General features: G+C 43.2%; 6 protein-coding genes, 5 tRNA genes, 3 rRNA genes and 2 pseudogenes. 14 read left to right on the forward strand and 2 right to left on the reverse strand.

Annotated features, from left to right (window positions below):
• Positions 1-3: 3 nt before the first annotated feature.
• From ELZ61_RS05050 to rrf, 10 genes are all read left to right on the forward strand, one after another.
• On the forward strand, positions 4-816 hold the full coding sequence (locus ELZ61_RS05050) for a Wzz/FepE/Etk N-terminal domain-containing protein (protein WP_126371921.1): 813 nt from the start codon (positions 4-6) through the stop codon (positions 814-816).
• Positions 817-942: 126 nt separating this feature from the next.
• On the forward strand, positions 943-1,137 hold the full coding sequence (locus ELZ61_RS05055) for a hypothetical protein (protein ID WP_126371923.1): 195 nt from the start codon (positions 943-945) through the stop codon (positions 1,135-1,137).
• Positions 1,138-1,307: 170 nt separating this feature from the next.
• Positions 1,308-1,384, forward strand: a tRNA-Arg gene (locus tag ELZ61_RS05060).
• 22 nt (positions 1,385-1,406) lie between these two features.
• A tRNA-His gene (locus ELZ61_RS05065) sits at positions 1,407-1,482 on the forward strand.
• Between the two features lie 8 nt (positions 1,483-1,490).
• Positions 1,491-1,567, forward strand: a tRNA-Pro gene (locus ELZ61_RS05070).
• Positions 1,568-1,722: 155 nt separating this feature from the next.
• Positions 1,723-3,263, forward strand: a 16S ribosomal RNA gene (locus ELZ61_RS05075).
• An 88-nt stretch (positions 3,264-3,351) separates the two neighbouring features.
• A tRNA-Ile gene (locus tag ELZ61_RS05080) sits at positions 3,352-3,428 on the forward strand.
• Positions 3,429-3,451: 23 nt separating this feature from the next.
• A tRNA-Ala gene (locus tag ELZ61_RS05085) sits at positions 3,452-3,527 on the forward strand.
• 324 nt (positions 3,528-3,851) lie between these two features.
• Positions 3,852-6,971 (forward strand): 23S ribosomal RNA (locus ELZ61_RS05090).
• Positions 6,972-7,105: 134 nt separating this feature from the next.
• A 5S ribosomal RNA gene (gene rrf, locus ELZ61_RS05095) occupies positions 7,106-7,221 on the forward strand.
• The 16S, 23S and 5S rRNA genes sit together here with 5 tRNA genes alongside, the layout of an rRNA operon.
• Positions 7,222-7,512: 291 nt before the next feature.
• Here rrf and ELZ61_RS05100 read toward each other — a convergent pair.
• Positions 7,513-8,172 (reverse strand): IS1595 family transposase, encoded by a 660-nt coding sequence (locus ELZ61_RS05100; RefSeq protein ID WP_126371925.1) that lies wholly within the window; start codon positions 8,170-8,172, stop codon positions 7,513-7,515.
• 475 nt (positions 8,173-8,647) lie between these two features.
• Here ELZ61_RS05100 and ELZ61_RS05105 point away from each other — a divergent pair, with 475 nt between their 5' ends.
• On the forward strand, positions 8,648-9,727 hold the full coding sequence (locus tag ELZ61_RS05105) for a porin (RefSeq protein WP_126371927.1): 1,080 nt from the start codon (positions 8,648-8,650) through the stop codon (positions 9,725-9,727).
• 53 nt (positions 9,728-9,780) lie between these two features.
• On the opposite strand, the gene cmoA is transcribed toward ELZ61_RS05105, so the two are convergent.
• Positions 9,781-10,521 carry a carboxy-S-adenosyl-L-methionine synthase CmoA gene (gene cmoA / locus ELZ61_RS05110; RefSeq protein WP_126371929.1) on the reverse strand — a complete coding sequence of 247 codons (741 nt, stop codon included), beginning with the start codon at positions 10,519-10,521 and terminating at the stop codon, positions 9,781-9,783.
• Positions 10,522-10,761: 240 nt separating this feature from the next.
• On the opposite strand from cmoA, the gene aspS reads away from it, so the two are divergent.
• The 3 genes and pseudogenes from aspS to ELZ61_RS05125 all read left to right on the forward strand — a co-directional run bounded on the left by aspS (position 10,762) and on the right by ELZ61_RS05125 (position 13,485).
• Complete coding sequence (gene aspS, locus ELZ61_RS05115) at positions 10,762-12,528, forward strand: aspartate--tRNA ligase (RefSeq protein WP_126371930.1); 1,767 nt, start codon at positions 10,762-10,764, stop codon at positions 12,526-12,528.
• 86 nt (positions 12,529-12,614) lie between these two features.
• Positions 12,615-12,791, forward strand: a pseudogene (locus tag ELZ61_RS05120) (helix-turn-helix domain-containing protein); the annotation flags it as partial.
• A 41-nt stretch (positions 12,792-12,832) separates the two neighbouring features.
• Positions 12,833-13,485 (forward strand): annotated as a pseudogene (locus ELZ61_RS05125) (IS1595 family transposase).
• The last annotated feature ends 16 nt before the right edge of the window (positions 13,486-13,501 follow it).

Below are 13,501 nucleotides of genomic sequence, written 5' to 3' on the forward strand. Positions count from 1 at the left end.
GGAATGCAATCACAAAATGCAGCAAAGAAATCTTTTATCATTATTTTAGTGACGATTATTTTTGCTTTAGCTGGGTATGGCGCAAGTTTTTTGCAAAAGCCGCAATGGAAAGCAGAAGCAAAGATCTATCAACCAACCACAAATCAATTAGGCAACTATTATGCCTTAGCTTCAATGTATCAATTTATCCAAGGTAAAAACGAGCCTGAAACATTGTTAGTGAATAAAGTGTATGATGAATTTAAACGTCAGCTTTCTGCTTACGATAATATTCGTCAATTTTGGCTAGAAAGCTCTTACTATAAACAAAGAGAAACAGGGAATGCACAAAATGATGAGGCATTGCTCGAGCAGTTAGTGAAAACAGTAAAATTTTCCACCGCACTTAAAGGACAGGCTGAAACGCTTTCTATACAGTTAGACAATCCTAAGCAAGCCTTGGAAATGCTCAATGCATTTATAGCACAAAGTAATCTTGCTGCAAGAGAGGTCATTTATAATGAATTGATAGGGCAGTGGAAAAATTTATTTAATCAGGTAAATAATGCTGCCCAATTAAAGTTAGGGGCAACCTTGCAGGGTAATGCACTTGGTACACAAGATTGGCAAGGAAAATTAAATATGATGAAATCAGTTAATCCCCTTGATAATAATCTGAGTGCTTACCGTTACCTTAAATCCCCAACCCAGCCACTCAACCCTGAACGTTCGGTGCTATATTGGGTGTTGTGTGCGGTAGGATTGGGGTTAGTTGTTGGAATGTTTCTAGCAAATACATTCACAAGAAAGACTAAAAAAGAAAGCGTGGAAGAATAGAAGAGCGGTTGGATTTTTAAGAGTTTTATAAAAGATAGACAAGTATTTAATGCTGCCCAATTAAAGTTAGGGGCAACCTTGCAGGGTAACGCACTTGGTACACAAGATTGGCAAGGAAAATTGAATATGATGAAATCAGTTAATCCCCTTGATAATAATCTGAGTGCTTACCGTTACCTTAAATCCCCAACCCAGCCACTCAACCCTGAACGTTCGGTGCTATATTGGGTGTTGTGTGCGGTAGGATTGGGGTTAGTTGTTGGAATGTTTCTAGCAAATACATTCACAAGAAAGACTAAAAAAGAAAGCGTGGAAGAATAGAAGAGCGGTTGGATTTTTAAGAGTTTTATAAAAGATAGACAAGTATTTTATGTTTTATAAACAAATTGAACAAAAAACTGTCTTGCGATAAAAAAAATAAAAAAAATACTAGACAAGCTATTTGGAAACTCTTAATATACGCCCCGCAACGACGCAGTGAGATATAAAACGCGTTCGTAGCTCAGTTGGATAGAGCGTTGGCCTCCGGAGCCAAAGGTCGCAAGTTCGAATCTTGTCGAGCGCGCCAGAGTCAATGCAATACAACAATGGTGGCTATAGCTCAGTTGGTAGAGCCCCGGATTGTGATTCCGGTTGTCGTGGGTTCAAGTCCCATTAGCCACCCCAATTTCTGTCGGCGAGTAGCGCAGCTTGGTAGCGCAACTGGTTTGGGACCAGTGGGTCGTAGGTTCAAATCCTATCTCGCCGACCACTTTTGCTCTTTAACAATCAATCAGGCAATCTGTGTGGGTACTTGTTGATTCTGGAAAAATTTAAAAGATTTAGAACAATTAGTGCTTAACTGAAATTCATAGTGATTTTAAATGAAATCACAGAGCTTTGTTAGTGTACGAATTGAGAAAGATTAAACTGAAGAGTTTGATCATGGCTCAGATTGAACGCTGGCGGCAGGCTTAACACATGCAAGTCGAACGGTAACGGGTTGAAAGCTTGCTTTCGATGCTGACGAGTGGCGGACGGGTGAGTAATGCTTGGGAATCTGGCTTATGGAGGGGGATAACCATTGGAAACGATGGCTAATACCGCATAGAATCGAAAGATTAAAGGGTGGGACGTTTAGCCACCTGCCATAAGATGAGCCCAAGTGGGATTAGGTAGTTGGTGGGGTAAAGGCCTACCAAGCCTGCGATCTCTAGCTGGTCTGAGAGGATGGCCAGCCACACTGGGACTGAGACACGGCCCAGACTCCTACGGGAGGCAGCAGTGGGGAATATTGCGCAATGGGGGGAACCCTGACGCAGCCATGCCGCGTGAATGAAGAAGGCCTTCGGGTTGTAAAGTTCTTTCGGTGGTGAGGAAGGCGGTAGTGTTAATAGTACTACCGTTTGACGTTAGCCACAGAAGAAGCACCGGCTAACTCCGTGCCAGCAGCCGCGGTAATACGGAGGGTGCGAGCGTTAATCGGAATAACTGGGCGTAAAGGGCACGCAGGCGGTAAATTAAGTGAGATGTGAAATCCCCGAGCTTAACTTGGGAATTGCATTTCAGACTGGTTTACTAGAGTACTCTAGGGAGGGGTAGAATTCCACGTGTAGCGGTGAAATGCGTAGAGATGTGGAGGAATACCGAAGGCGAAGGCAGCCCCTTGGGGAGATACTGACGCTCATGTGCGAAAGCGTGGGGAGCAAACAGGATTAGATACCCTGGTAGTCCACGCTGTAAACGCTGTCGATTTGGGGATTGGGCTTTGAGCTTGGTGCCCGTAGCTAACGTGATAAATCGACCGCCTGGGGAGTACGGCCGCAAGGTTAAAACTCAAATGAATTGACGGGGGCCCGCACAAGCGGTGGAGCATGTGGTTTAATTCGATGCAACGCGAAGAACCTTACCTACTCTTGACATCCTAAGAATCCTGTAGAGATACGGGAGTGCCTTCGGGAGCTTAGAGACAGGTGCTGCATGGCTGTCGTCAGCTCGTGTTGTGAAATGTTGGGTTAAGTCCCGCAACGAGCGCAACCCTTATCCTTTGTTGCCAGCACTTCGGGTGGGAACTCAAAGGAGACTGCCAGTGATAAACTGGAGGAAGGTGGGGATGACGTCAAGTCATCATGGCCCTTACGAGTAGGGCTACACACGTGCTACAATGGTGCATACAGAGGGATGCGAGCCTGCGAGGGTAAGCGAATCTCAGAAAGTGCATCTAAGTCCGGATTGGAGTCTGCAACTCGACTCCATGAAGTCGGAATCGCTAGTAATCGCGAATCAGAATGTCGCGGTGAATACGTTCCCGGGCCTTGTACACACCGCCCGTCACACCATGGGAGTGGGTTGTACCAGAAGTAGATAGCTTAACCGTAAGGGGGGCGTTTACCACGGTATGATTCATGACTGGGGTGAAGTCGTAACAAGGTAACCGTAGGGGAACCTGCGGTTGGATCACCTCCTTACAAAGACAGGAAAGACGAGTGCTCACACAGATTGTGATGATTGATGTTAGACAATGAGTAGCAAATGAAGAATAACCCGAATCCTTGAGGGTCTGTAGCTCAGGTGGTTAGAGCGCACCCCTGATAAGGGTGAGGTCGGTGGTTCAAGTCCACTCAGACCCACCACTCAAGTGATGCGGAGAATGATTGGGGATATAGCTCAGCTGGGAGAGCGCCTGCCTTGCACGCAGGAGGTCAGCGGTTCGATCCCGCTTATCTCCACCAAATCATTAGTAAGTTCTTTTAAATTAATTACCTTAATTCACTTAAATATCTAAAGCTAGTTTAGGGAATAGAGTGAAAGGAAAGTAGAAAGAATTTAGTAATGATAAGACGTAAGCGTCATATCTAATTTGCTCTTTAACAATGTAAAAACAAGCTGAAAACTGAAGAGACTTTCAAGCTAATGAGGAAGTGGTGACAGTGATAGAACCATTTTCTTATTAAATTGAAGAAGTCTGAGTAAAAAAGACTTACTTGAACAAAAGCAAGTAAGCGTTCTCAACGAGAATGAAGAGACTTCAGGGAGAAAAATCCTTGAGGTTGTATAGTTAAGTGAGAAAGCGTACAGGGCGGATGCCTTGGCAATCAGAGGCGATGAAGGACGTGCTAATCTGCGAAAAGCGTGGGTGAGTTGATAAGAAGCGTTTAACCCACGATGTCCGAATGGGGAAACCCGATAGGTGAAGAACCTATCATTGTTTACTGAATAAAATAGGTAAACAAGGCGAACCGGGAGAACTGAAACATCTAAGTACCCCGAGGAAAAGAAATCAACCGAGATTCTGTGAGTAGCGGCGAGCGAAAGCGGAGAAGCCAGTAAGTGATAGCAGCAGAGATAGAAGAATTGTCTGGGAAGGCAAGCGACACAGGGTGATAGCCCCGTATTTAAAATCCAGGCTGTGGTACTAAGCTTACGAGAAGTAGGGCGGGACACGAGGAATCCTGTTTGAAGATGGGGGGACCATCCTCCAAGGCTAAATACTCCTGATTGACCGATAGTGAACCAGTACTGTGAAGGAAAGGCGAAAAGAACCCCGGTGAGGGGAGTGAAATAGAACCTGAAACCCTGTACGTACAAGCAGTGGGAGCCCCATCACTCAAACACATTGAGTGGTGGAAGAGGCAAAAAGCACCAAAAATAACACCGCACTTTAAAGTGTAGGGTACGACGAGCGAAGCGAGTCAAACCCAAAAATAGCAGTGTGATTGAGTGATGGGGTGACTGCGTACCTTTTGTATAATGGGTCAGCGACTTATATTTTGTAGCGAGGTTAACTGAATAAGGGAGCCGAAGGGAAACCGAGTCTTAACTGGGCGTTGAGTTGCAAGGTATAGACCCGAAACCCGGTGATCTAGCCATGGGCAGGTTGAAGGTTGGGTAACACTAACTGGAGGACCGAACCGACTAATGTTGAAAAATTAGCGGATGACCTGTGGCTGGGGGTGAAAGGCCAATCAAACCGGGAGATAGCTGGTTCTCCCCGAAATCTATTTAGGTAGAGCCTTGAGCGGACACCTTTGGGGGTAGAGCACTGTTTCGGCTAGGGGCCCATCCCGGGTTACCAAACCGATGCAAACTCCGAATACCGAAGAGTGATACTCAGGAGACACACGGCGGGTGCTAACGTCCGTCGTGGAGAGGGAAACAACCCAGACCGCCAGCTAAGGTCCCAAAATCTATATTAAGTGGGAAACGAAGTGGGAAGGCTTAGACAGCTAGGATGTTGGCTTAGAAGCAGCCACCATTTAAAGAAAGCGTAATAGCTCACTAGTCGAGTCGGCCTGCGCGGAAGATGTAACGGGGCTAAAATATAGTACCGAAGCTGCGGCATCAGGCGTATCACTAATACGCCTTAACGATTACCCACTTGCGAAGCAAGTGGGTAAAGCGAAAAACACGTTGAGTGTAGAGAGAAAATCGAAGAGGGATATTAGTGATACGTCTGTTGGGTAGGGGAGCGTTGTGTAAGCGGAAGAAGGTGATTTGAGAGGATTGCTGGACGTATCACAAGTGCGAATGCTGACATAAGTAACGATAAAACGGGTGAAAAACCCGTTCGCCGGAAGACCAAGGGTTCCTGTCCAACGTTAATCGGGGCAGGGTGAGTCGGCCCCTAAGGCGAGGCTGAAAAGCGTAGTCGATGGGAAACGGGTTAATATTCCCGTACTTGGTAAAGCTGCGATGTGGGGACGGAGAAGGTTAGGTTATCACACTGTTGGATATGTGTGTTTAAGTTGGTAGGTGGGTGAGTTAGGCAAATCCGGCTCACCGTTAACACTGAGAGATGATGACGAGGCACTAAGGTGCTGAAGTAACTGATACCACACTTCCAGGAAAAGCCACTAAGCTTCAGGCTTTACTAAACCGTACTGAAAACCGACACAGGTGGTCAGGTAGAGAATACTCAGGCGCTTGAGAGAACTCGGGTGAAGGAACTAGGCAAAATAGCACCGTAACTTCGGGAGAAGGTGCGCCGGCGTAGATTGTAGTGACTTGCTCACGAAGGTTGAACCGGTCGAAGATACCAGCTGGCTGCAACTGTTTATTAAAAACACAGCACTCTGCAAACACGAAAGTGGACGTATAGGGTGTGATGCCTGCCCGGTGCTGGAAGGTTAATTGATGGTGTAATCGAAAGAGAAGCTCCTGATCGAAGCCCCAGTAAACGGCGGCCGTAACTATAACGGTCCTAAGGTAGCGAAATTCCTTGTCGGGTAAGTTCCGACCTGCACGAATGGCATAATGATGGCCAGGCTGTCTCCACCCGAGACTCAGTGAAATTGAAATCGCCGTGAAGATGCGGTGTACCCGCGGCTAGACGGAAAGACCCCGTGAACCTTTACTATAGCTTGACACTGAACCTTGAATTTTGATGTGTAGGATAGGTGGGAGACTATGAAGCGGTAACGCCAGTTATCGTGGAGTCGATGTTGAAATACCACCCTTTAACGTTTGATGTTCTAACGAAGCGCCTGAAACGGGTGTTCGGACAGTGTCTGGTGGGTAGTTTGACTGGGGCGGTCTCCTCCCAAAGCGTAACGGAGGAGCACGAAGGTTTGCTAATGACGGTCGGACATCGTCAGGTTAGTGCAATGGTATAAGCAAGCTTAACTGCGAGACAGACAAGTCGAGCAGGTGCGAAAGCAGGTCATAGTGATCCGGTGGTTCTGAATGGAAGGGCCATCGCTCAACGGATAAAAGGTACTCCGGGGATAACAGGCTGATACCGCCCAAGAGTTCATATCGACGGCGGTGTTTGGCACCTCGATGTCGGCTCATCACATCCTGGGGCTGAAGTAGGTCCCAAGGGTATGGCTGTTCGCCATTTAAAGTGGTACGCGAGCTGGGTTTAGAACGTCGTGAGACAGTTCGGTCCCTATCTGCCGTGGGCGTTGGAGAATTGAGAGGGGCTGCTCCTAGTACGAGAGGACCGGAGTGGACGCATCACTGGTGTACCAGTTGTCTCGCCAGAGGCACAGCTGGGTAGCTAAATGCGGAAGAGATAAGTGCTGAAAGCATCTAAGCACGAAACTTGCCTTAAGATGAGTTCTCCCAGTCTATAAGACTGTAAGGGTTGTTGGAGACTACGACGTAGATAGGCTGGGTGTGTAAGCGGTGTGAGCTGTTGAGCTAACCAGTACTAATTGCCCGAGAGGCTTAACTATACAACGCTCAAGGGTTTTGGCTTGTTTTTGATTGGAAAGAAAGAGTAAGAATAAAGACACTTAGTCGGATAATGGCATAGAAATAAGAGAAGTTATCGACTAAGAGAAATAAAGTAAAGAATCTAAAGAATTATCTTGGCGGCGCTAGTGCAGTGGACCCACCTAATTCCATGCCGAACTTAGAAGTGAAACGCTGTAACGCCGATGGTAGTGTGGGAAATTCCCATGTGAGAGTAGGACACCGCCAGGTTTTGAATGAAAGAAGAACGCCATTGAGGAAACTCGGTGGCGTTTTTTATTGGTTTTATTTTATATCTCCTATTTGGGATTTTATTTTGGGGCGTTTTTTTCGCTTAATTTAATCTTGGTTATCTTAATTTATCTTCTCGTTTACTTTCAGTTATCTTGGTTCTAGATGTTATTAGTTAGGGAAAAGCTGGGAAAAGAACCTAATTAGACTTTTTGTACTTTATATATCCCATTTTACTTTTCTGAATATACCTATTTTTATCATTTATTTAGGGGCTGTAGTAGATTAGCCCTAAATTTCACACCATTTTCGCAATATTTTTAACTGCTCTTTTGGTGTCCCAAAGTTAAACCGAAATTCACATTCCTTCAAGAATAAAGGAAAGTTTTTTCGGTTAATTCCATTATATTTTCGCAGTATCCGCTTCGCCTGATTCCAAAAATTTTCAATGCGATTAATATGATTTTGTTTCACCGCAAATAGCTCGGAATGATTGATTCGTTCGTGGTGAAATTCACTCACATCAAGAGCATCATAACTGCGATAAGTGTCCGTATAAACCCAGCTATCAGGCTTGATTTTTCTTTTAATAACAGGGAGTAATGTTTCACTCTTGGTGTTTTCAACCACAACAGTAAATACCTTTCCTTGTCGTTTTAGTAACCCAAAAACAGCAACTTTTCCAGCCGCTCCTCGTCCTCGTCCTCGTTTTCCCTTTCGATGACCACCAAAATAGCTTTCGTCTAGTTCAATTTCCCCCTCAAAAATCTCGTTAACTTCAAGGGATAAATGATAGCCAATCACAAGCCTGATTTTATGGTAGAACAAAGCGGCTGTATTCGGTTGAATATCTAGCAAATTTGCTGCCGTTCTTGCAGTAACTTCTGCGATAAAAAACTCCAGCAGTTTTTTCTGTATAGATTTCTTTAATTTACAATATGTTATCTTCATTTTTGTAGTATAGCATTGTTGCTAATCTACTACAGCCCCATAATTTAAGTGTTTGTAGCTAGTATAAGAGCTGATTTTTGCATATATCATTCAATTTAGACCATAGTATATGATTTAGTCTATTTACAGATACAAAGATTAAAGAAGTCATTTGTTAAACATTTTGTGAAACCTATCCGTGCTTCCCCATATACTTTCATAAGCTTAATAAGCCGTTATTATCTATATTTTATGTATTAGATGTAGCTTTATACAGATTTTGTATAAGCTAAGTATGAAGAGCAACTTTTCTTAAAATATGTGATCTTGATCACTAAATATGGTGAACTTTTTCAGATTTTGCATTGACACTTGAATGTTTCTTTGCTAATATAGCCCTGCTTCAAGTGAAGTCAGCTTTGACATTTTCTTTTAAGAAAAGTTCTAGCTTAACTTTAAATTGTAATAACAACTTAATTCTGAAAGGAATTTGATTATGAAAAAGACATTATTAGCATTAGCAGTAGCCGCTGTAGCAACTTCAGCAAGTGCAGCGACAGTTTATAAGAATGATACTAGCAAAGTGGATGTATCTGGGTCTGTTCGTGTGGCACTGGGTAAATTTGGTGATGAACAGCGAGGAGATTTACGAAATGATGGTTCTCGTTTATGGGTTAAAGCAGAACACGACTTACAAAATGGTTTAAAAGCACTTGGCGGTTTAGAATTACGTTTTGATAATATTGATAACTATGACAGTATGACCTCGGCGCAACAAGCTCAAGCTAAAGCTAAGAATACTTTTGCCAACCCTCGTGTTCGTCAATTATTCGCGGGTTTAGCTTTATCCGATGTTGGTCAAGTTACTTTTGGTAAGCAAGAAACTACACTAGATAGTGTACAATTATCCGATTTCACTTATATCTGGGGTGGTAACAATAATTTAAATGACTTTGCAGACAAATCAATTAAGTTTAAGTCAGCAGAATGGTCTGGTTTTAGTTTTGGTTTAGATTATGCGTTTGGTCGTTCAAACAAAGATAGATCTGCTTCAGGTAGTCCAGATGCTAAGCTTAAATATGGTTATGGTGCTTCATTATTCTATTCCAATAACTTTACCGATGATTTAGCATTAAACCTAGCTGCAGGTTATGGTGTTGATCGTAAAGATGATGATAGAACTACTAATACTGTAGCTAAAGATACAAGCTGGAGAACTTCTGCACAAATCGTTTATGGACCAGCTTCGTTTGGTGTTGAATATGGTCAAACTGTTTCTAAGGAAAATGGTGTTAAAACAGAAACTAATAAGAGCCTTTTGGTTGGTGCCAAATATCAAGTCATGGAGCCAACAGATGTTTATGTACAATGGCAACGTAACCAAGAGAAAGATGAGTTGATTTCTACTGGTAACAAAGAGACTGAAAACGTTTATATTGTAGGTGCTGACTATAAATTCAGCAACAATGTTGTTACTTTTGTTGAATATGCTCATTTAAAAACAAAGGATAACGCGAATCCTGTAAATAAATCTAAAGAGAGTAAGTATGCGGTTGGTCTCCGCGTTTACTTCTAAGAGCTAAATTAGCCTCTTTTATTTTAAAGCCACTCTTTTGAGTGGCTTTCTTATTAGCGAGGAATAACTGATTTAATGGCAATCATCGATCCAAAATTAAAGCACTGAAACCATAATTCAATGTGAGAAAATCCCACCGATTTCAACCGCGCTTTGTGGGTCTCAATATCATCAGTACGCATTACATTTTCAAGTGCGGTGCGTTTTTGGCTCACTTCTAGCTCGCTGTAACCATTGGCGCGCTTAAATTCGTGGTGCAAATCAATCAATAGTTCATCAATTGTTTCATCATTAAAACGGAATTTTTCCGATAGCACCAGCACGCCATTGGGATTTAGCCCTTGGTAAATTTTTTCTAACAGCGCCCTACGATCTTGCGGTGGCAAAAATTGCAAGGTGAAATTCAAAATCACCATTGAGGCATTGTTGATTTCAATGTTGCGAATATCATCGCACAAAATCTCTACAGGAATCTCGCTGTGATATGCCTGAACGTGCTGGCGACAGCGTTCCACCATTGGCAATGAATTATCCACGCCAATAATCTTCACATTCGGCTGATGAATGTTGCGTCTGGCCGCAAGGGTTGCCGCCCCACGAGAGCAGCCTAAATCATACACATTAGAATTTGGCGTCACAAAACGGCTCGCCAACATTCCAATTGCAGTGATGATATTAGAATAGCCCGGCACAGAACGCTGGATCATATCAGGGAACACTTCCGCCACATTTTCATCAAAAGTAAAATCGCCCAAATTCTTAATCGGGGCGGAAAAAATGGTATCTTTACTCATTATTTATCCTAAATGGGTTAGCAAAGTGAGGTGAAAATTTACAAAATTTCCCCCGCACTTTATTTTGCCTGCATTTTAGAGCAAGACTGCGGTTCTCACAAATGGAAAATTTTACAATATACACAGCAAGTCCTTGCACCGAATTTAATAAATTCACTGAATAAACAATTCTATCCCCCCAAGATTTCCGCTATAATCTTGCGGTTATCACTTTTTTAAGATTTCAATAAGGAAAATATTATGATGCGAACTCATTATTGCGGGGCGTTAAACCGCAGCAACATTGGACAAGAAGTTACTCTGAGCGGTTGGGTGAATAAGCGCCGTGATTTAGGGGGCTTGATTTTTATCGATCTGCGTGATCGTGAAGGCATTGTACAAGTCTGCTTTGACCCGAAATATCAAGAAGCACTCACTGCTGCGGCTGGCTTGCGTAATGAGTTTTGCGTACAAATTAAAGGGGAAGTGATGGCGCGCCCTGAAAATCAAATCAATAAAAATATGGCAACAGGTGAAGTGGAAGTGTTGGCGAAATCCCTTTTTGTTTACAATGCCGCTGATGTGTTGCCGTTAGATTTCAATCAAAATAACACGGAAGAGCAACGCTTAAAATACCGTTATTTAGATTTACGCCGCCCTGAAATGGCACAACGTTTAAAAACTCGTGCGAAAATCACCAGTTTTGTTCGCCGTTTTATGGACGATCACGGTTTCCTTGATATTGAAACCCCAATGCTCACCAAAGCCACGCCAGAAGGTGCGCGTGATTATTTAGTGCCAAGCCGTGTGCATAAAGGTAAATTTTATGCTTTACCGCAATCACCACAATTATTCAAGCAGTTGCTGATGATGTCCGGCTTTGATCGTTATTATCAAATTGTAAAATGTTTCCGTGATGAAGATTTGCGTGCGGATCGCCAGCCTGAGTTTACCCAAATCGATGTGGAAACCTCATTCTTAACCGCCCCTGAAGTGCGTGCAATTATGGAACAAATGATCCACGGATTATGGTTAGACATTTTAGGCGTAGATCTCGGTAAATTCCCAATGATGACTTGGGCGGAGGCAATGCAACGTTTCGGTTCAGATAAGCCTGATTTGCGTAACCCATTAGAAATGGTGGACGTGGCTGATTTAGTGAAAGAGGTGGATTTCAAAGTGTTCAGCGGCCCTGCTAATGATCCAAATGGGCGCGTAACCGTGATCCGCGTACCAAATGGTGCAAACATTACCCGTAAACAAATTGACGAATACACCCAATTTGTTGGCATTTATGGTGCAAAAGGCTTAGCGTGGTTGAAAGTTAATGAGCTTGAAAAAGGCTTAGAAGGCGTGCAAAGCCCAATCGCAAAATTCCTCTCTGAAGACGTGTTAAATGCGTTATTAACCCGTGTGCAAGCACAAAACGGCGACATTCTTTTCTTCGGGGCGGATAAATGGAACATTGCCACTGATGCAATGGGAGCGTTACGCTTAAAATTAGGGCGTGATTTAGGTTTAACCCGCTTGGACGAATGGAAACCGCTTTGGGTGGTAGATTTCCCTATGTTTGAACGTGATGAAGAGGGCAACCTTGCCGCAATGCACCACCCGTTCACCTCACCAAAAGATTTCAGCCTGAGCCAATTAGAGCAAGATCCAACGGCAGCCGTGGCGAATGCTTACGATATGGTGATTAACGGCTACGAAGTGGGCGGCGGATCGGTGCGTATTTTCGATCCTGTAATGCAGCAAACCGTTTTCCGTATTCTTGGCATTAACGAAGCGGAACAACAAGAAAAATTCGGTTTCTTACTGGACGCATTAAAATTCGGCACACCACCACATGCAGGTTTAGCCTTTGGTTTAGACCGCTTAGTGATGCTTTTAACTGGCACAGACAACATTCGTGATGTTATCGCCTTCCCGAAAACCACCGCCGCCGCGTGCTTAATGACCGAAGCCCCAAGCTATGCCAACCCGCAGGCATTGGCGGAGTTAGCTATTTCTGTGGTGAAAGCAAACTAAATTGGCAATTAAAAAAGTGCGGTCAGATTTTGATCTGCACCCCAAAAGTTGGACTAAACAACCAACTGATTAAGGTGCAGATTTTTATGACTAAATATACTCAACGTTTCAAACAACAAGTGCTCGACTTTTATCATCAAAATGGAAAAAAACCTTCGCTTACTCGCCAGTATTTTCAGCTTCCCCAAAGAACGTTAGCACGTTGGATTGCGAAATTTAATCATAATGGAATCAATGGATTAGCTGTGTTAGGTAAAAAACGATAGGGGCTGTAGTAGATTAGCAACAATGCTATACTACAAAAATGAAGATAACATATTGTAAATTAAAGAAATCTATACAGAAAAAACTGCTTGAGTTTTTTGTCGCAGAAGTTACTGCAAGAACGGCAGCAAATTTGCTAGATATTCAACCGAATACAGCCGCTTTGTTCTACCATAAAATCAGGCTTGTGATTGGCTATCATTTATCCCTTGAAGTTAACGAGATTTTTGAGGGGGAAATTGAACTAGACGAAAGCTATTTTGGTGGTCATAGAAAGGGAAAACGAGGACGAGAGCGGCTGGAAAAGTTGCTGTTTTTGGGTTACTAAAACGACAAGGAAAGGTATTTACTGTTGTGGTTGAAAACACCAATAGTGAAACATTACTCCCTGTTATTAAAAGAAAAATCAAGCCTGATAGCTGGGTTTATACGGACACTTATCGCAGTTATGATGCGCTTGATGTGAGTGAATTTCACCACGAACGAATCAATCATTCCGAGCTATTTGCGGTGAAACAAAATCATATTAATGGCATTGAAAATTTTTGGAATCAGGCGAAGCGGATACTGCGAAAATATAATGGAATTAACCGAAAAAACTTTCCTTTATTCTTGAAGGAATGTGAATTTCGGTTTAACTTTGGGACACCAAAAGAGCAGTTAAAAATATTGCGAAAATGGTGTGAAATTTAGGGCTAATCTACTACAG

Origin of the sequence: Avibacterium volantium (assembly GCF_900635775.1) — a bacterium.
Classification (GTDB): Bacteria; Pseudomonadota; Gammaproteobacteria; order Enterobacterales; family Pasteurellaceae; genus Avibacterium; species Avibacterium volantium.

Excerpts from the sequence above, each read along its gene's own strand:
- ELZ61_RS05050 (WP_126371921.1), top strand. The coding sequence starts at position 4 with ATGCAATCACAAAATGCAGCAAAGAAATCTTTTATCATTATTTTAGTG.
- ELZ61_RS05055 (WP_126371923.1), top strand. The coding sequence starts at position 943 with ATGATGAAATCAGTTAATCCCCTTGATAATAATCTGAGTGCTTACCGT.
- ELZ61_RS05100 (WP_126371925.1), bottom strand. The coding sequence starts at position 8,172 with ATGAAGATAACATATTGTAAATTAAAGAAATCTATACAGAAAAAACTG.
- ELZ61_RS05105 (WP_126371927.1), top strand. The coding sequence starts at position 8,648 with ATGAAAAAGACATTATTAGCATTAGCAGTAGCCGCTGTAGCAACTTCA.
- cmoA (WP_126371929.1), bottom strand. The coding sequence starts at position 10,521 with ATGAGTAAAGATACCATTTTTTCCGCCCCGATTAAGAATTTGGGCGAT.
- aspS (WP_126371930.1), top strand. The coding sequence starts at position 10,762 with ATGATGCGAACTCATTATTGCGGGGCGTTAAACCGCAGCAACATTGGA.